Annotated in this window: 18 protein-coding genes; 8 read left to right on the top strand and 10 right to left on the bottom strand. The window is 62.6% G+C overall.

Annotated features, from left to right (window positions below; translation table 11 throughout):
• Positions 1–47: 47 nt before the first annotated feature.
• The 5 genes from BRPE64_RS25905 to BRPE64_RS25885 all read right to left on the bottom strand — a co-directional run bounded on the left by BRPE64_RS25905 (position 48) and on the right by BRPE64_RS25885 (position 5,769).
• Positions 48–1,562, bottom strand: coding sequence for an ATP-binding cassette domain-containing protein (locus BRPE64_RS25905; protein WP_016347912.1), 1,515 nt, complete (start codon positions 1,560–1,562; stop codon positions 48–50).
• The gene (locus BRPE64_RS25900) at positions 1,559–2,485 is read right to left on the bottom strand and encodes a branched-chain amino acid ABC transporter permease (RefSeq protein WP_044043298.1); all 927 of its coding nucleotides are present in this window, start codon (positions 2,483–2,485) and stop codon (positions 1,559–1,561) included. The genes BRPE64_RS25905 and BRPE64_RS25900 overlap by 4 nt, the downstream gene beginning before the upstream one ends.
• A 2-nt stretch (positions 2,486–2,487) precedes the next feature.
• Entirely contained in the window at positions 2,488–3,363 is an 876-nt protein-coding gene (locus tag BRPE64_RS25895; protein ID WP_016347910.1) for a branched-chain amino acid ABC transporter permease, read from the bottom strand.
• Positions 3,364–3,445: 82 nt separating this feature from the next.
• Positions 3,446–4,714 carry an ABC transporter substrate-binding protein gene (locus BRPE64_RS25890; RefSeq protein ID WP_016347909.1) on the bottom strand — a complete coding sequence of 423 codons (1,269 nt, stop codon included), beginning with the start codon at positions 4,712–4,714 and terminating at the stop codon, positions 3,446–3,448.
• A 158-nt stretch (positions 4,715–4,872) separates the two neighbouring features.
• A complete protein-coding gene (locus BRPE64_RS25885; RefSeq protein WP_016347908.1) occupies positions 4,873–5,769 on the bottom strand; it encodes a LysR family transcriptional regulator in 897 nt (298 codons plus the stop codon).
• Between the two features lie 92 nt (positions 5,770–5,861).
• Here BRPE64_RS25885 and BRPE64_RS25880 point away from each other — a divergent pair, with 92 nt between their 5' ends.
• From BRPE64_RS25880 to BRPE64_RS25870, 3 genes are all read left to right on the top strand, one after another.
• Complete coding sequence (locus BRPE64_RS25880) at positions 5,862–6,638, top strand: NAD(P)H-dependent oxidoreductase (RefSeq protein ID WP_016347907.1); 777 nt, start codon at positions 5,862–5,864, stop codon at positions 6,636–6,638.
• A 68-nt stretch (positions 6,639–6,706) separates the two neighbouring features.
• The gene (locus BRPE64_RS25875; RefSeq protein WP_016347906.1) at positions 6,707–7,333 is read left to right on the top strand and encodes a glutathione S-transferase family protein; all 627 of its coding nucleotides are present in this window, start codon (positions 6,707–6,709) and stop codon (positions 7,331–7,333) included.
• A 15-nt stretch (positions 7,334–7,348) separates the two neighbouring features.
• Positions 7,349–7,984, top strand: coding sequence for a glutathione S-transferase family protein (locus BRPE64_RS25870; RefSeq protein WP_016347905.1), 636 nt, complete (start codon positions 7,349–7,351; stop codon positions 7,982–7,984).
• Positions 7,985–8,046: 62 nt separating this feature from the next.
• On the opposite strand, the gene BRPE64_RS33075 is transcribed toward BRPE64_RS25870, so the two are convergent.
• Positions 8,047–8,280: a hypothetical protein gene (locus tag BRPE64_RS33075; protein WP_044043296.1), complete on the bottom strand. Its 234-nt coding sequence runs from the start codon at positions 8,278–8,280 to the stop codon at positions 8,047–8,049.
• A gap of 240 nt (positions 8,281–8,520) precedes the next feature.
• On the opposite strand from BRPE64_RS33075, the gene BRPE64_RS25860 reads away from it, so the two are divergent.
• Both BRPE64_RS25860 and BRPE64_RS25855 read left to right on the top strand, forming a co-directional pair.
• Positions 8,521–10,167 carry an acyl-CoA synthetase gene (locus tag BRPE64_RS25860; protein ID WP_044043686.1) on the top strand — a complete coding sequence of 549 codons (1,647 nt, stop codon included), beginning with the start codon at positions 8,521–8,523 and terminating at the stop codon, positions 10,165–10,167.
• 16 nt (positions 10,168–10,183) lie between these two features.
• Positions 10,184–10,963, top strand: a complete 780-nt coding sequence (locus BRPE64_RS25855; RefSeq protein WP_016347902.1) for an enoyl-CoA hydratase — start codon at positions 10,184–10,186, stop codon at positions 10,961–10,963.
• A gap of 5 nt (positions 10,964–10,968) precedes the next feature.
• Here BRPE64_RS25855 and BRPE64_RS25850 read toward each other — a convergent pair whose 3' ends face one another.
• A complete protein-coding gene (locus BRPE64_RS25850; RefSeq protein WP_016347901.1) occupies positions 10,969–11,358 on the bottom strand; it encodes a DUF779 domain-containing protein in 390 nt (129 codons plus the stop codon).
• Positions 11,359–11,441: 83 nt separating this feature from the next.
• Positions 11,442–12,962, bottom strand: a complete 1,521-nt coding sequence (gene adh / locus BRPE64_RS25845; RefSeq protein WP_044043685.1) for an aldehyde dehydrogenase — start codon at positions 12,960–12,962, stop codon at positions 11,442–11,444.
• A gap of 551 nt (positions 12,963–13,513) precedes the next feature.
• Here adh and BRPE64_RS25840 point away from each other — a divergent pair.
• The 3 genes from BRPE64_RS25840 to BRPE64_RS25825 all read left to right on the top strand — a co-directional run bounded on the left by BRPE64_RS25840 (position 13,514) and on the right by BRPE64_RS25825 (position 15,951).
• Positions 13,514–14,911, top strand: coding sequence for an L-lactate MFS transporter (locus tag BRPE64_RS25840; RefSeq protein ID WP_044043294.1), 1,398 nt, complete (start codon positions 13,514–13,516; stop codon positions 14,909–14,911).
• A gap of 22 nt (positions 14,912–14,933) precedes the next feature.
• On the top strand, positions 14,934–15,071 hold the full coding sequence (locus BRPE64_RS25835; protein WP_016347895.1) for an MFS transporter small subunit: 138 nt from the start codon (positions 14,934–14,936) through the stop codon (positions 15,069–15,071).
• Positions 15,072–15,642: 571 nt separating this feature from the next.
• Positions 15,643–15,951: a high-potential iron-sulfur protein gene (locus BRPE64_RS25825; RefSeq protein ID WP_044043291.1), complete on the top strand. Its 309-nt coding sequence runs from the start codon at positions 15,643–15,645 to the stop codon at positions 15,949–15,951.
• Between the two features lie 21 nt (positions 15,952–15,972).
• On the opposite strand, the gene BRPE64_RS25820 is transcribed toward BRPE64_RS25825, so the two are convergent.
• Together BRPE64_RS25820 and BRPE64_RS33960 are read right to left on the bottom strand one after the other, a co-directional pair.
• A complete protein-coding gene (locus tag BRPE64_RS25820; RefSeq protein WP_016347891.1) occupies positions 15,973–16,482 on the bottom strand; it encodes a DUF4019 domain-containing protein in 510 nt (169 codons plus the stop codon).
• A 64-nt stretch (positions 16,483–16,546) separates the two neighbouring features.
• Positions 16,547–16,669: a hypothetical protein gene (locus BRPE64_RS33960; RefSeq protein WP_016347890.1), complete on the bottom strand. Its 123-nt coding sequence runs from the start codon at positions 16,667–16,669 to the stop codon at positions 16,547–16,549.
• Positions 16,670–16,704 lie beyond the last annotated feature (35 nt).

Raw genomic sequence — 16,704 nt, 5'->3', positions numbered from 1 at the left:
TAAGACGTAGCGATCACATCTTCTGTATTTCTAATTTTATGGATGGCTCACGCTCTTGCTTGCGCCGTTTGCGCCGGCGCCGATGGCACCGCTTCGAGAAAGCCGCGTCCCATTTCTTTTTCGAAGCGCGACGGGCTGCCTTCCCACACGATGCGCGCATGCTCCAGCACATACACGCGATCGGCATGCGGCAGCGCGAACGTCACGTTCTGCTCGCCGAGCAGCACCGTGATGGGCGTGGTCTTTTGCAGCAGTTCCATCGCCTTCGACAGTTGCTCGAGAATCACAGGCGCGAGACCGAGCGTCGGTTCGTCGAGTATCAAGAGCTTCGGCTGCATCATCAAGGCGCGCGCAATCGCAAGCATCTGCTGCTCGCCGCCTGAAAGCGTGCGCGCCGTCTGAACCTGACGCGATTCGAGAATCGGAAACAGTTCGAAGAGCCACTTGAGTTGATCCGCGCGCGTCTTGTCCGGCAGATGATAGCCGCCGAGATCGAGGTTCTCGCGCACCGTCATATCCCCGAAAAGCTCGCGGGTTTCCGGACACTGCACGATGCCCGCACGCGCGATGGCCGCGCCGCTCATGCCCTTCAGATCGCGTGTGCCGTAGCGAATGGTTCCCTCGTAAGGCACGAGTCCGGAGATCGCGTTGAAGAGCGTCGTCTTGCCCGCACCGTTCAGGCCGACCACCGACACGAACTCGCCTTCGCGCACATGCATGCTGATGTCGTCCAGCGCGCGCGCCTTGCCGTACAACACGCCGACGTGCTCGACTTCCAGTATCGACGGCTTGCTGCTCACCACTTCCGTGCCGCGCTCGCGCGCCTCGATCTTGCCGCCGAGATAAACGCGCCGCACGGTCTCGTTCCGCATCACTTCTTCGGCGGTGCCTTCGGCTACGTACTCGCCGAGATACATCGCGAGCACGCGATCCGCGAGCGCCGCCAGGCTCTTCACGTTGTGATCGACGAGCAACACCGCGCGCCCCTCGGCACGAAAGCCGCGTATCAGCTCGGAGAAGGTCTCCGATTCCGCTGCGGTGAGACCGGCGAACGGTTCATCGACGAGCACGACACGCGGATCGCGCGCAATCGCCTTCGCCATTTCCATGCGACGCAGATCGGCGAACGGCAGCGTCGCCGGATGACGATGCATCACCTTGCTCAACCCCACACGCTCCGCAATCTCGCGTGCGCGCCGATTCACATGCGGATCGGCGGCGAGCTTCAAGAGCGAATCCGGCAGCAGCGCGAGCTTGATGTGTTCGAGCACGGTCTGTCGATGCAGCGGCCGCGAATGCTGAAACACGATACCCACGCCCGCGCGCGCAATACGATGCGGAAGCCAGCCGGCCATCTCGACGCCATCGACCTTGATCGATCCCGCGTTGGGCCGCTCGATGCCCATGATGAGCTTCATCACCGTCGACTTGCCGGAGCCGTTCGGACCGATCAAGCCGAGAATCTCGCCGGGCCGGATATCGAAGCCGATGTCCTTCACCGCGACGAGACCGCCGAAGCGTTTCGTCAGACCGCGCACGGAGAGCAGAGGAGATTCGTTCATTCGCGCTCCCTGACGCGCAGGAGGTTGCCGAGCAAGCCATCGGGGAAGAACAGAATGACCGCGAGCGCCACGGCCGCGACCACGAAGGTATTGATTTGCCCGAGCGGACGCAGAAACTCGCCCGCGACGATCAGAAAGATCGACCCCAGCACCGCGCCGAGTATCGTGCGCCGTCCGCCCAGCACCGCCGCGATAATGATCTGCACGCCGATGCCGATATCGACGACCGTGCTCACCGATGCCGTGCCCTGATAGAACACGAGCATCGCGCCCGCGACGCCGGAAAACACCGCGCTGATGCAGAACGCCGCGAGCTTATGCTTCACCACATTGAAGCCGAGCGCCTGCGCGCCGACCGTATCCTGTCCGCTCGCCTGCAGAATGAGACCGATAGCCGAGCGCGACAGCCCGAACAAAATGATCGCGCAGACAATCAGGAACGCGAGCGCGATCCAGTAGTTGTAGCTCGCATCGACGGACAGGACATCGGGCACCATCATGCCGATCTCGCCGCCCGTGATACCCGCGAAAATAACGATCGCGTTCTGCAGAAGCAGCACCGCCACGAGCGTGACGAGGCCGAAATACGGACCGCGCAGTCGCAGTGCGGGCACGGCGAGCAGCAAGCCGCCTACAAGCGCGACGAGTCCGCCCGCCATCACGCATATCGCGATCGGCGCGGCGGCATGCGCGTTCAATATCGCGGCGGAATAGGCGCCGAGTCCGATCAGAAATGTCGGACCGAAGTTGACCTCGCCGGCAAAGCCGAACAGCAAGTCCCACGACATCGCGAACACGCCGAAGTAATACGCGACGGTCAGCACGCCGAGAATGTATCCGGTGAGCCACCACGGCAGGGTCACGGCGACGACCGCGAGCACTATCCCTGCCCATATCAGACGCGAACGAAACATGTCTTTCATGATCAGCGCCGTCCGAGAAAGCCTTGCGGCCGCACATACACCACGAGCACGAGCAGCAGCAGCGCGGGCAATGGCCGCAACGTCGGCGCGATCAAATAAGCGGTCACGGTCTCCAGATAACCCACGACATACGCCGCCATCAACGAGCCTGAAACACTGCCGAGCCCGCCCAATACGACGATGGAAAACGCGCTTGCCGTGAGCTGTCCCGTGTTGTTCGTGCTCACGCCGAGAAACGACGCGAGCAGCACGCCCGCGATGCCCGCCAGCACGCCATAGAGCGTCCACGCAAGCAAATAGATGCGCGAGAGTTCGAAGCCGAGCAACGTGAGACCGCGCGGATTCATCGATGCCGCGAGCAACGCCTTGCCCGCTTTCGTGCGGTTCACGAAGAGCCACAACAAGCCGATCACGATCCAGCACACGACAGCGATCATGATCTCGTTATAAGGCACGCGCACGCCCGCCACGCTCGCGACGCCGGGAATGAGCGGGCGCATTGTGATGGGATTGTCGGAGAACAGATAGGCCATGCCCTGCTGGATCATGATGCCCCACAGCAGCGTGCCGGTGAGCACGAAGATCTCCTTCTCTTCACGCGGAATCGCGGTGGAACGCTGAATGGGCCGCACCACCATGAAGTACGTGACGAACGCGGCGACCATGCCGCACAGCACGCCGAGCGGCGTGCCGATATACGTGCCGAGACCGCCCTCGCCTGCGAGCGCCCAGCCGAGCATCGCGGCAATCAGCATCACGCCGCCATGCGCGAGATTCAGCACGCCCGACACGCCGAAGATCAGCGTGAAGCCGATCGCGCCGAGCGCATAGAGCGAGCTGATCGCGAACCCGTCGATAAGAATCTGCAATGGCAACATAGGCGGCCTTCGATGTCGATGCCAACGTGGAACCGGTCCCCGCAACATGCGTCGCGAGGCCCGCCGGGCGCATGTCAGACGCCTAGTTCGCCGCCGCCTGCACCTTCACGAAGGCCGGGAACCTGACCTTCGCATTGGCGACGGACTTCGGCCAGATCGCCACTTGCTTGCCGTTCTGCCATTGCAAATTGATGCCGGTGATATAGCCTTCGCCGTACTTCAGCGCATGCGTGAACTGATCGTTCTTGCCGTAGAACTGCCAGCGTCCGATCGTGCCGACGTAGTCGGTCTTCTCGAGTGCATCGACCATCTTGTCGGGATCGGTCGAGCCCTGATTGCGATGAATCGCATCCGCGATGATGTACACCAGGTCGTAACTCGTGAAGCCGTCATACGCGGGCGAAACGCCGGCATTGCGCTTCTGGTAGGCATCGATGAAGGGCACGGTCTTCGGCGTGATCGCGACACCGGGCGCCGCGGCGGATGCCGTGATGACGCCTTCGGTTGCGCCATTCGTGTCTTTCCAGAAGCTCGTTGTCGTGGCTTGCGAACTCTGACCGCTCATCGGAATGGGCACTTGCTGATCGTGCCATTGCACCGTGGGCTGCACGCCGACGTGACTGATGCCGGTCGTGATGGTGTCCGGATGCTTCGCCTCGATCTGATTGAAGATCGGCGTGAAGTCCGACGTATCCGGATTGAAGCGAATGTGATCGAGTACCTTGAGCCCGGCTTTGGGCAGACATTCGAGGTAACGTTCGTCGAGCGGCTTGGTCCACGCGGCGTCTTCGCTCATCACGACGGTCGTCTTCATCTTGAACTCGCCGACGAGCACGTCATGCGAGAAATCGCAGATGGACTGCGCGATGAACGCAGACGTCATCCAGCCGTGGAACGTGTATTTGTAGTTGTTGTAGTCGTCGTGAACGCGCTTCGAAATCTCGTTGCTGGCCGCGCCCGGCGTAATGAACGGCATCTTCAGGCGCGCTGACCAGGGCTCCATGGCGAGCGCCACTTCGCTGATATAGCTGCCGATGATCGCCACTACTTTGTCCTGACTCGCCGCGCGCTGGAACGCGCGCACGCCGTCGGAGGCCGACGAGTGGTCGTCATACGCGATGATCTGGATTTGCCTGCCGTCGACGCCGCCGTGCGCGTTGATCTCTTCCGCCGCGAGTTGCGCGGCCTTGCTGATGGAGGCGCCCGCAACCGCGGACTCCTCGCTGATGACGCCGATCTTGATCGGCTCCGACGCCGCGTGCGCTGCGGGCGAAACACTCACTACCGCCATCGCCGAACCCGTTGCAACGGCGGCACTCATTCCCCGCCACGTCTTGATCTTGGACATCATCCGTCTCCTCTCTTTCTATTCGATAGTGGAGCGACGCCAGCCAGACACATGCAGCTTTTAAGGATTTGCCGGGCACACAGTAGCACTCGCTTAACGCGTGCTGAATCGGTAATAACGATAAAGACGATCATGCCGAAATGTCATGAATCAAGATGCTTTCAAACGGCTTGCGCGATGGTCTCGCGCAACCACCGATGCGCCGGATCGCGATGCACGCGCTCGGGCCAGAGCATCGACATCTCGTAGCCGGGCACATCGAGCGGCGGCGCGACGACACGCATCTCGGGCCAGTCTTTCGCGAGCCTCGACGGTTGTATCGAAACGAGATCGGTCGTCGCGAGCACATTGCGCACGAACAGGAAATGCGGCACCGATAGCACGACGCGTCGCTTCAGTCCTAAGGCCGCAAGCGCGGCGTCTGTCGGGCCGGCAAAGCCGCCGCCATCCGGCGACACGATCACATGTTCGAGCGCACAGAACTGCGCGAGCGCCGGCCGGCGCTTCAGGCGCGGATGATCCTTCCGTCCAACAAGGACATAGCTTTCGCTGAAGAGCGCCTGCTGATGGAAGTGAGCGTCGTCAGGTGACGTGATGTGGAACGCGAGATCGACCTCGCCGTTCTCGGCCTGTTTCGTCAGGCGCGGCGGATTGATCTCCAGCACTGCGATACGCGTACGCGGCGCCGCGGCGCGCAGTCCGCTCAGCGCGGGTAGCAGCACCGTCGATTCGGTGTAATCGGTCGCGGCGATGCGCCAGGTGTGCTCGGCCGTAGCAGGATCGAAGGCTTCTTCCGGCGCGACCGCCCGTTCGAGCGATGCCAGCGCCTCGCGCAACGGCGCGCGCAGGCTTTCCGCGCGCGCTGTGGGACGCATGCCGCGCGGACCCGGCAACAGCAGCGGATCGCCGAAGATATCGCGCAGCTTGGCCAGATGCACGCTCACCGACGGTTGCGAGAAGTAAAGACGCTCGGCCGCGCGCGTGACGTTCTGCTCGGCAAGCAGGACATCGAGCGTGACGAGCAGGTTCAGATCGAGCCGCCTCAAGATATTATTCATCGTAATGCCTGCAATTTCAGATATTCATTTCCAATATACCCGAGCGATCTCTATGCTGGCCTTCTTTTCTGAATTGAAGTGGAGAAAGCCTCATGAATGTGTTGATCGTGTATGCACATCCCGAACGCCGCTCGCTGAACGGCGCCATCAATGACTTCACCGTCGAACGGCTGCGCGCCAACGGTCACGCGGTGCAAGTGTCCGACCTGTATGCGATGAACTGGAAAGCCCTGCTCGACGCCGACGATGTCCGCGAGCGCCGCAGCGATGCGCCGTTTCACCCGAGCCTCGATTCGAAGCACGCGTTCGAGAACGGTCTGCAAAGCCGCGATATCGAAATCGAACAGGACAAGCTGCGCTGGGCCGACGCGCTGATCCTGCAATTCCCGATGTGGTGGTTCTCGATGCCCGCGATCATGAAGGGCTGGGTCGAGCGCGTGTACGCATACGGCTTCGGCTACGGCGTGGGCGAGCACTCCGACACACATTGGGGCGACCGCTACGGCGAAGGTCTGATGGCGGGCAAGCGCGCGATGATCGTCGTCACGACGGGCGGCTGGGAGTCGCACTATAGTCCGCGCGGGATCAACGGACCGATCGACGATCTGCTGTTTCCGATCCAGCACGGCGTGCTCTTCTATCCGGGCTTCGACGTGTTGCCGCCCTTCGTCGTCTATCACACGAGCCAGATGGACGCCACGCGTCTGCAAACGACTTACGACGCACTCAGCAAGCGCCTCGACCGCTTCTGGGACGACGCGCCCATCGCGTTCCGCAAGCAGAATCACGGCGACTACGCGATTCCTCAGCTGACTTTGCGCGCCGAACTCGCGGAGGGCGAAAGCGGCTTCGCGGCGCACGTCGAGTAACGCGCGCTCAGCGAGACCCGCAGGAACGCGGCTAAGATGGATCCTTCGAAAACGGAGGAAGACATCGAATGCTGACGATCTGGGGCCGGGCCAACTCGGTCAACGTGCAGAAAGTGCTGTGGTGCTGCGAGGAACTGGGGCTTGCGTTCGAGCGCATCGACGCGGGCCTGCAATTCGGGCGCAACGGCGAGCCCGACTATCTCGCGATGAACCCGATGGGCCGCGTGCCCACACTGGTCGACGGCGACTTCGTGTTGTGGGAATCGAACTCGATCATCCGCTATCTGGCGATGCAATACGGCTCCGGCAGCACGCTCTATCCCGCCGATCCGAAGGTGCGCGCGAGCGCGGACCGGTGGCTCGACTGGGTGCTCTCCACGTTGCAGCCGGCCGAGCGTCCGGTTTTCTGGGGCTATATCCGCACGAGCCCCGCCGAACGCGACACCGCGAAACTCGCTGCCGCCGCGAGCGAAACGGAGAAGCTCTGGCGCGTGGTCGATGCCCATCTGCAAGGCCGCGACTTTCTCGAAGGCAGTACGTTCACGCTCGCCGATCTCGTCATCGCCGCGTATGCGCGACGCTGGTTCGGCATCGCCGAACTCGTGCGGCCCGCGCTGCCCGAACTGGAACGCTGGTACGCGGGCGTCACGCAGCGCGCGGGTTTTCAGCGCTACGTCGCGCCCGCGTTGAGCTAAACGGAGCGCATCGACATGACCATCGAACTGCACACGTGGAACACGCCCAACGGACGCAAGATCAGCGTCGCGCTGGAGGAAATGCAACTGCCGTATGTGGTGAAGACGGTGAACATCACGAAGGGCGAGCAACATGCGCCCGGCTTCCTGCGTATCAGCCCCAACAATCGCATTCCGGCGATCGTCGATCCCGATGGTCCCGACGGCCAGCCGATCAGCGTGTTCGAATCCGGCGCGATTCTGCTTTACCTAGGCGAGAAAACCGGCAAGTTCCTGCCCGCAAGTCTGCGCGATCGCGTGCCGGTGCTCGAATGGCTGATGTGGCAGATGGGCGGCTTCGGCCCGATGCCGGGACAGGTGCATCACTTCCGCATGGTCGAAGCGGAAAGCGATCGCCGATACGGGCTCAAGCGCTATTCCGACGAAACGCGCCGCCTTTATAGCGTGCTCGACAAACGTCTTGCGCAAGTGGAATACGTGGCGGGTGAATTGTCCGTCGCCGATTTCGCGATTCTCGGCTGGGCGTGGCGGCATGAGCGCCATCAGGTATCGCTCGACGATTACCCGAACGTGAAGCGCTGGTATGACGCCTTGTTTGCGCGGCCCGGCGTGCAACGCGGCTTCGACGTGAAGCTGGACGACCAGGCCTGAGATGATGCTTTAGCCTTCGCGCTCCGTAGCGTTGGCTTCTCGGAAGCGCGAAGACATCGACATCAACGACGCATCTGGTCTGCCGCTTCCAGTTCGGCCTTGGCCTGACGAAGCAGTTCTGCCGCCTTGGCGACGTGGCCGCCAAAGTTGACGTGAGCTTCACGATGCTCGGCATCGATACGGCTGATCGTGTCGTCGATCATGCGCTGCGCCGGCTCGAAGCCTGCGCCGTGATTCTGAGCGAGGGCGCTTACGGCAACGGCTGCGAAAGCGAAGCCAGTCAAAATGCGTTTCATATGTCTACTCCTGGTAAAAATCTAAGTCCGTGAAATGCCGGAGCACGCTGATTTCCGGGCATTGCCGCAACAACGTGGCTGCGTGTGTGCGAGTTGACGCGCACGGATGGCAAAGTCGTATCGGCTGATTACGAGACAGGCGCTTCGAATTCTGGTGGGCCGGAATTGCGCCACGCATCGTCAGGCGCGCGTAATATGTGACGCATCCACAAGAAAAAATTGACGCATTCGGAGGAGATCATGACGACGCCAGGCATCTACGACGAAGGACTTCCCAAAACCGCCGCCAACTTCGCGGTAATGACGCCGCTCACCTTCATCGAGCGCGCGGCGTCGGTGTATCCGAATCGGCCCGCCGTCGTGCATGGCGATGTGCGCCGCACCTGGAGCGAGACGTACGCGCGCACGCGACGGCTCGCCTCGGCGCTCGCGGCGCGCGGCATCGGCGTGGGTGACACCGTCGCGGTCATGTTGCCGAACACGCCCGAAATGGTCGAAGCGCATTTCGGCGTGCCGATGACGGGCGCCGTGCTCAACGCGCTCAACACGCGCCTCGACGCCGCCACGCTCGCGTTCATGCTCACGCACGGCGAGGCGAAGGCCGTGCTGGTCGATCGCGAATTCTCGGACGTCATGCGCCGCGCGCTGGAGAGCGTGCCGCAGAAGCTGCTCGTGATCGATGTGGACGATTCGCAGTACGCCGGCGCGGGCGAACGCATCGGCGAGATCGAATACGAGGCGCTGCTCGCGAGCGGCGATCCCGCCTACGAATGGACGCCGCCATCGGACGAATGGAACGCCATCTGCCTGAACTACACGTCCGGGACAACGGGCAATCCGAAGGGCGTCGTCTATCACCATCGCGGTGCGTATACGAATGCCGTGAGCAACATCCTCGAATGGGACATGCCGGCGCATGCCGTGTATCTGTGGACGCTGCCGATGTTCCATTGCAACGGCTGGTGCTTTCCATGGACGATTGCGGCGCGTGCGGGCGTGAACGTGTGCCTGCGCCGCATCGATGCGAAGACCGTCTTCGATCTGATTCGCAACGAAGGCGTCACGCACTATTGCGGCGCGCCGATCGTGCAGAACATGCTCGTCAACGCGCCCGATGAGTTGAAGGCCGGCATCGCTCAGAAAGTGAACGCGATGGTTGCGGGCGCCGCGCCGCCCGCCGCCATGATCGAAGGCATGGAGCGCATGGGCTTTCAACTGACGCACGTGTACGGTCTGACCGAAGTCTACGGCCCCGCCACCGTCTGCGCGCATCAGGCGGAATGGAGCGAACTCGATATCGGCGAACGCGCGCGGCTCAATGCGCGTCAGGGCGTGCGCTATCACTTGCAGGACGCGGTCACGGTGCGCGATCCCGACACGATGCAGCTCGTGCCGCCCGATGGCGAAACCATCGGCGAGATCATGTTTCGCGGCAACATCGCGATGAAAGGTTATCTGAAGAACGCGGCCGCAACCGAAGAAGCCTTTCGCGGCGGCTGGTTCCATACGGGCGATCTGGCCGTCGCGTATCCGGACGGCTATGTGCGCATCAAGGATCGCAGCAAGGACATCATCATCTCGGGCGGCGAGAACATATCCAGCATCGAAGTCGAGGACGTGCTGTACCGCCATCCCGCCGTGCTCGCGGTGGCTGTCGTCGCGAAGCCGGATGCGCGCTGGGGCGAAACGCCTTGCGCGTTCGTCGAACTGAAGACGGGCGTGCATGTCAGCGGCGAAGAGTTGATCGCGCATTGCAAGCAGCATCTCGCGGGCTTCAAGGTGCCGCGCGCCATCGAGTTTTGCGAGTTGCCGAAAACATCCACCGGCAAGATTCAGAAGTTCGAGTTGCGCAAGCGCGCGGGCTCGGTCACGGCCATCGACGTTTGACAAGGAGAGTCACGCCATGAGCGACCTGGTCCTGATCGAACGTAACGCGTATGACAGCAATGGAGTGGTCAAGCTCACGCTCAATCGTCCGGAAGCATTCAATGCGCTCTCGGAAGCCATGCTCGATGCGCTCGGGCGCGCGTTGCAGGAGATTGCCGCGTCGGATGCGCGCGTCGTCGTGCTGGCGGGTGCGGGCCGCGCGTTCTGCGCAGGGCACGATCTCAAGGAGATGCGCGCCGAGCCCGCGCTCGATTACTATCGCGATCTCTTCGCGCGCTGCTCGCGCCTGATGCTCGCGATCCAGCGCATGCCGCAACCGGTTATCGCGCGCGTGCATGGCGTCGCGACGGCGGCGGGCTGTCAGCTCGTCGCGATGTGCGATCTGGCGGTGGCATCGAGCGATGCGCGCTTCGCGGTATCCGGCGTGAATCTCGGGCTGTTCTGCGCGACGCCGAGTGTGGCGCTGTCCCGCAACGTATCGCGCAAGGCGGCGTTCGAGATGCTCGTCACGGGCGAATTCATCGATGCCGAAACCGCGCGCGAGCGGGGCCTCGTGAACCGCGTGGCATCGCCCGATACGCTCGACGATGCAGTCCGCACACTCGCCGTGACGATCGCCGCCAAACCGCGCGAAGCGGTCGCGGCGGGCAAGGGCCTGTTCTATCGCCAGCTCGAAGGCGGCATCGAGGCTGCGTATGCGCTCGCATCGGAGACCATGGCCTGCAACATGATGGACGACGCCACGCTCGAAGGCACGCAGGCGTTCATCGAGAAACGTCCGCCGCGCTGGAACTGAATGCGTCAGCTCACGTGCTCGACCGGATGTCGTTCGAGCCACGCGTTTTCATCGTCGCTATAAAGGCGTGAACGCGTGAGAAAGCGCAATCCGCTGGGACGCTCCAGCGAGAACATGCCGCCGTTGCCCGGCACGGCATCGATGATCAACTGCGTGTGTTGCCAGTAGTCGTATTGCGATTCGGTCATGTAGAACGGCACGCCCGCAATCGCGCCGAGCTTGACGTCCGAGCCGCCGACCATGAACTCGTTGACGGGAAAGCACATCGGCGCGCTGCCGTCGCAGCATCCGCCGGATTGATGGAACAGCACGTCGCCATGCTCGGCCTTGAGCTTGCCGATCAGTTCGATTGCGGCGGGCGTCGCGGTCACGCGCAGCACTTCTTGTTCGCTCATGTCGTCCCCATGTTGAAATGACGTGCACCGCTGTATGCATGCCGCATGCATACAGCGGCTCGTTGCGTCGTCAGGCGCCCGGATCAGAAGAAGCCGAGCGGCTTGTCGCTGTAGCTGACGAGCATGTTCTTCGTCTGCTGATAGTGATCGAGCATCATCTTGTGATTTTCGCGTCCGATGCCCGATTGCTTGTAGCCGCCGAACGCCGCATGCGCCGGATACGCGTGATAGCAGTTGGTCCACACACGGCCCGCCTGAATTGCGCGGCCGAAGCGATACGCACGCGTACCATCGCGCGTCCATACGCCCGCGCCCAGACCATACAGCGTGTCGTTTGCGATTTTGAGCGCCTCTTCCTCGTTCTTGAAGGTCGTCACCGAGAGCACCGGCCCGAAGATTTCCTCCTGGAAGATGCGCATCTTGTTGTGGCCTTTGAACACGGTCGGCTTGATGTAGTAACCGTTCTTCAGTTCGCCATCCATCGCGTTGCGCTCGCCGCCCGCGAGGCATTCGGCGCCTTCCTGCTTGCCGAGGTCGATATACGACAGGATCTTCTCCAGTTGCTCGTGCGAAGCCTGCGCGCCGATCATCGTCTTGCTGTCGAGCGGATGGCCCTGCGCGATTGCCGCGACGCGCTTGAGCGCGCGTTCCATGAAGCGTTCGTAGATCGATTCCTCGACCAGCGCACGCGACGGACACGTGCACACTTCGCCCTGATTCAGCGCGAACATCGTGAAGCCTTCGAGCGCTTTGTCGAAGAAGCTGTCGTCGGCATTCAGCACATCGGCGAAGAAGATGTTCGGGCTCTTGCCGCCCAGTTCGAGCGTGACGGGAATCAGGTTCTGGCTCGCGTACTGCATGATCAGGCGGCCGGTCGTGGTTTCGCCGGTGAACGCGATCTTCGCAATGCGCTTGTTCGACGCGAGCGGCTTGCCCGCCTCCAGCCCGAAGCCGTTCACGACGTTGAGCACGCCCGGCGGCAACAGGTCGCCGATCACTTCGAGCAGCACGAGAATCGACGCGGGCGTCTGCTCGGCCGGCTTCAGCACGACGCAATTGCCGGCGGCGAGCGCGGGCGCGAGTTTCCAGATCGCCATCAGAATCGGGAAATTCCACGGAATGATCTGCCCGACGACACCGAGCGGCTCATGAAAGTGATAGGCGACGGTATCGTGATCGATCTCCGAAATCCCGCCTTCCTGCGCGCGCGCCGCGCTCGCGAAGTAGCGCATGTGATCGATCGCGAGCGGAATGTCCGCGGCCATGGTCTCGCGCAGCGGCTTGCCGTTGTCGATCGACTCGGCCACCGCGAGGCGCTGCAAGTTGGCTTCCATGCGGTCGGCGATCTTCATCAGCACATTCGCGCGATCCGTGACGGAAGTCCTGCCCCACGCCGTCTTCGCGGCGTGCGCCGCATCGAGCGCGGCTTCGATATCGGCGTCGCGGGAACGCGGAATCGACGTAAAGGGTTCGCCGGTGATCGGCGAGATGTTGTCGAAATACTCACCGCCCGCCGGCGGCACCCACTTGCCGCCGATGAAGTTGCCGTATTGCTTCTTGTACGGGTACTCGGTGCTCAGGAACTGCATCTCTGCGTGATTCATTTGTGTGTGCTCCTCGCATGTCGACATGAACGGGCCGGCACAACGATGTCCGGCGCCGTGGCTCTCGTTTGCGAGTTCCATGCCATCGTGCGGGCGGCGATGTCGCCATGCTGCACGCGCCCGCTGCGTGCGGCTTCGCGCGACATCGTCAGGGTTTTCACGAGGTGCGCATCGACTGTTCACATTCAGAACACCTGCGTCGCGCTGTAGCGATGCGATACGGCGCCGCTTCGCCCGGCCAAGCGCGCAGGTTGCGGCAAGAACGCGCAAAGAACCGCTTTCGATGCTGCGGGCAAACGCTTATGGCACGAGTGTTCATATTGCAAAGCCCTTCACACTTGTCTATGTTCGAGCCCAGCCGTGGCAAAGCGTCGCACCTATATGTCGTTTGATCGCATGTTTGGGCGCGCGAAATGGCCTTGCGAACGCCCGATGCAGACCGCATCGGTGAACGCATGAACCACGGCGGGCTGCTGACCGGCGACCCCGGGCAGGCGCTTCAAGCAACGACGAGCGCGCGCATGCATTCATAGCGCGCCACGGAGACCACCATGAACAGCACCATCAAACAAGGGGCCGCGCACGGCCCGACAAGCTTCTTCTCGAAAGAGGCAACCATCGCCCGGCCCGGGTTCTCGCGCTGGATGGTGCCGCCCGCCGCGCTGGCTGTTCACTTGTGTATCGGACAGGCCTATGCGTTCTCGGTGTTCAATGCGCCGCTCACGAGGATTATCGGCATCACGCAGTCCGCGCCGGACGACTGGTCGCTCACCACGCTCGGCTGGATTTTCTCGCTGGCGATCGTGTTTCTCGGCCTGTCCGCGGCGTTCGCCGGCAAGTGGCTCGAAAAAGTCGGCCCGCGACGCACGATGTTCACCGCGGCCTGCTGCTTCGGCGGCGGCTTTCTGGTCTCGGCGCTCGGCGTGTATTGGCATCAGATCGCGCTGCTGTATCTCGGCTATGGCGTGATCGGCGGCATCGGGCTGGGGCTCGGCTATGTGTCGCCGGTCTCGACGCTGATCCGCTGGTTCCCGGACCGCCGCGGCATGGCGACCGGCATGGCGATCATGGGCTTCGGCGGCGGCGCGATGATCGCGGCGCCCGGCTCCGTCGCGCTGATGAACCACTTCAAGAGCGCGACGAGCGCAGGCGTCGCCGAGACGTTCCTCGTGCTCGGCGTGCTCTACTTCATCTCGATGACGATCGGCGCCTTTGCGATCCGCATTCCGCCGGCCGACTGGAAGCCCGCCGGCTGGACGCCGCCCACGACCGCCAAAAAGATGATCACGAAGAATCACGTGCACATCGATCAGGCGCTCAAGACGCCGCAGTTCTATCTGCTGTGGCTCGTGCTGTTCCTGAACGTGACGGCGGGCATCGGCGTCCTCGGCCAGGCTTCGGTGATGATCCAGGAAAGCTTCAAGGCATCGATCACGGCGGGCGCCGCGGCGGGCTTCGTCGGGCTGCTGTCGCTGTTCAACATGGGCGGACGCTTCGTGTGGGCGTCGGCATCGGACTGGATCGGCCGGAAGAACACGTATTTCGCGTTCTTCGTGCTGGGCGCGGTGCTGTACTTCCTCGTGCCGCAATTCGCGGGCTCGGGCAACATCGCCTTGTTCGTGCTTGCCTACGGCGTGATTCTGTCGATGTACGGCGGCGGCTTCGCGACCATTCCCGCATATCTCGCGGACATGTTCGGCACGGCGTTCGTCGGCGGCATTCACGGCCGGCTTCTGACTGCGTGGGCTGCGGCGGGCATCGCGGGTCCGGTGCTCGTCAACTACGTGCGCGCGTATCAGGTGGCGCACGGCGTCGTGGGCGCGGATGCCTATACGATGACGCTGCACATCATGGCGGGCCTGCTCGTGATCGGCTTCGTCTGCAACCTGCTCGTGTCGCGCGTGCACGAGAAGCATCACATGAACATGTCGGCGCAGACGGCCAACTGAGATTGAAAAGAGGAGATCCGCAATGAATACCCGTATCGATACTCAGGAAGGCGGTTCGTCGAACAAGGGACTGCTGGTGCTGTTCTGGGCCTATGTGCTGATTCCGCTCGCCTGGGGCGTGACGAATACGCTGACGCAAGCGATGAAGCTGTTCCACTGACGCATCAGGCAGGCGCTTTTGCGCGCGCCGGGCGGTCGGCTCAAGGGTCGGCTTCCCGGCGCGCGTTTGTTTGGGCGCTGATTCAGCGCCGCGCGATGAAGTCAATGTCCGCGATCCTCCACGCGGCTCAAGCTGCGGCGCGCCAGCACGCTCATGATGAGCGTTCCGCCGACGAGCGCCGCCAGATACAAGCCCGCCATCATCCAATCCATTTCACTCACGGTCGTTCTCCTTCGAATTGAGCCGCGGCCAGGGCGCCGCGGGGTGATTCACACGATTGCAACTGTCTGACTACCATCTGGCCTGATTTACGGCACGCGCGCGCAAAGGTTTAGCGACAGGGAATGAACGACGTTGTCCGCACGTTGAAGGAGAATGGCGAAAAGGCGCGCGATGAAAACCGACCGCCCGTTCGATTCGCGAATATTTGTCCGCGCGAGCGAAATGGGCGAAACGCGTGAAGCGCGCGAAACGCCGCGCCGGCGTATCGTCTCGCTGATGCGCCATGTCGAGCGCCACGCGCGCGAACGCGATCCCCACAGACACAACGACGGTTCAGGATGAAAAACCGATGAAAAACATATCCCGCCGCAGTTTCATGATTCTCAGCGTCGGCATGAGTTCGTCGCTCTGGCTTTCACGCGCCGGCGCCGACGCGTCGCACTTGAGCGAATCCGATCCGGCGGCGGTCGCCGTCGGCTATCGGGAAGATGCAGCCAAGGTCGACAAGGCGAAGTATTCGAATTATTCCGCGGGGCAGACCTGCGCCAACTGCTCGCTGTTCTCGGGCAAGTCGACGGACCCCTGGGGCGGCTGCACGCTCTTCGGCGACAAGCTGGTAGCCGGACGCGGCTGGTGCGCGTCTTACACGAACATGTGACGCGCGTGGCCGCTCAGCTGCTCAACGCACGGAATATCCGGCGAAGCGCCAGATGTTGTCGGAGTCGAGGAAGAACGTCACCAATTCGAGCGCCGACTGCTTCGCCTGAGCGAATTGCGTTTCGAATGTCACGTTGATGTAGGCGCCCGCGGGCAGATTGCCGGTGCTCTGATAGCGAAAATGCCGGATGCCCATTGGCATGCGCATGCCGGGCTCGCCGAGCACCGCGCGATCGTGCGACACCTTTTGCACGAAGGCATCGCGCGAAATGATGCCTTTGGCGATGGGCGAAGCGGCATCCCACACTTGGGGCGCCTTGCCCTGATCGATCGACTTCACGATCGTAAGTGCGATCTGACCGATGTCCTCATCCATTTTGTCCAGCGCGGCTTGCTGTTCTTTGGTCAGGCCGCGCGGCGCGGCGGGTTGAACCGATGGCGGAACGGGCGAGCCCGGCTGCTGCGCGTAGCTCGCGATGCCGAACGACGTCAACAGGAAAATGCCAAGCGAGAGTTTGATGCGTGCTTTCATGGTGCGGGCGACGTGGAGTTCTGCGGATCTGCGATTCAGTTGCTGCACGAAAGATGTGTCGCCATCACGCTTGCGACTTGAGCCGGGCTGGCGACGGGCGCGCTTGCGCCACGGCGAGAAACGCGAGCGCGACGCCAGCGGTGGCTGTCGTCGAGACGATTCGGACAAAGCGGGAAATGTGTTGCATGTGTTGCTCCAAACCGGATGCGGGCCGAAGCGGCC

It is taken from the genome of Caballeronia insecticola, from assembly GCF_000402035.1.
GTDB classification, from domain to species: domain Bacteria; phylum Pseudomonadota; class Gammaproteobacteria; order Burkholderiales; family Burkholderiaceae; genus Caballeronia; species Caballeronia insecticola.
Note: the sequence above shows the minus strand (reverse complement) of the source record. Positions and strands in the feature narration are given on the sequence as shown.

Excerpts from the sequence above, each read along its gene's own strand:
- BRPE64_RS25905 (WP_016347912.1), bottom strand. The coding sequence starts at position 1,562 with ATGAACGAATCTCCTCTGCTCTCCGTGCGCGGTCTGACGAAACGCTTC.
- BRPE64_RS25900 (WP_044043298.1), bottom strand. The coding sequence starts at position 2,485 with ATGAAAGACATGTTTCGTTCGCGTCTGATATGGGCAGGGATAGTGCTC.
- BRPE64_RS25895 (WP_016347910.1), bottom strand. The coding sequence starts at position 3,363 with ATGTTGCCATTGCAGATTCTTATCGACGGGTTCGCGATCAGCTCGCTC.
- BRPE64_RS25890 (WP_016347909.1), bottom strand. The coding sequence starts at position 4,714 with ATGATGTCCAAGATCAAGACGTGGCGGGGAATGAGTGCCGCCGTTGCA.
- BRPE64_RS25885 (WP_016347908.1), bottom strand. The coding sequence starts at position 5,769 with ATGAATAATATCTTGAGGCGGCTCGATCTGAACCTGCTCGTCACGCTC.
- BRPE64_RS25880 (WP_016347907.1), top strand. The coding sequence starts at position 5,862 with ATGAATGTGTTGATCGTGTATGCACATCCCGAACGCCGCTCGCTGAAC.
- BRPE64_RS25875 (WP_016347906.1), top strand. The coding sequence starts at position 6,707 with ATGCTGACGATCTGGGGCCGGGCCAACTCGGTCAACGTGCAGAAAGTG.
- BRPE64_RS25870 (WP_016347905.1), top strand. The coding sequence starts at position 7,349 with ATGACCATCGAACTGCACACGTGGAACACGCCCAACGGACGCAAGATC.
- BRPE64_RS33075 (WP_044043296.1), bottom strand. The coding sequence starts at position 8,280 with ATGAAACGCATTTTGACTGGCTTCGCTTTCGCAGCCGTTGCCGTAAGC.
- BRPE64_RS25860 (WP_044043686.1), top strand. The coding sequence starts at position 8,521 with ATGACGACGCCAGGCATCTACGACGAAGGACTTCCCAAAACCGCCGCC.
- BRPE64_RS25855 (WP_016347902.1), top strand. The coding sequence starts at position 10,184 with ATGAGCGACCTGGTCCTGATCGAACGTAACGCGTATGACAGCAATGGA.
- BRPE64_RS25850 (WP_016347901.1), bottom strand. The coding sequence starts at position 11,358 with ATGAGCGAACAAGAAGTGCTGCGCGTGACCGCGACGCCCGCCGCAATC.
- adh (WP_044043685.1), bottom strand. The coding sequence starts at position 12,962 with ATGAATCACGCAGAGATGCAGTTCCTGAGCACCGAGTACCCGTACAAG.
- BRPE64_RS25840 (WP_044043294.1), top strand. The coding sequence starts at position 13,514 with ATGAACAGCACCATCAAACAAGGGGCCGCGCACGGCCCGACAAGCTTC.
- BRPE64_RS25835 (WP_016347895.1), top strand. The coding sequence starts at position 14,934 with ATGAATACCCGTATCGATACTCAGGAAGGCGGTTCGTCGAACAAGGGA.
- BRPE64_RS25825 (WP_044043291.1), top strand. The coding sequence starts at position 15,643 with ATGAAAAACATATCCCGCCGCAGTTTCATGATTCTCAGCGTCGGCATG.
- BRPE64_RS25820 (WP_016347891.1), bottom strand. The coding sequence starts at position 16,482 with ATGAAAGCACGCATCAAACTCTCGCTTGGCATTTTCCTGTTGACGTCG.
- BRPE64_RS33960 (WP_016347890.1), bottom strand. The coding sequence starts at position 16,669 with ATGCAACACATTTCCCGCTTTGTCCGAATCGTCTCGACGACAGCCACC.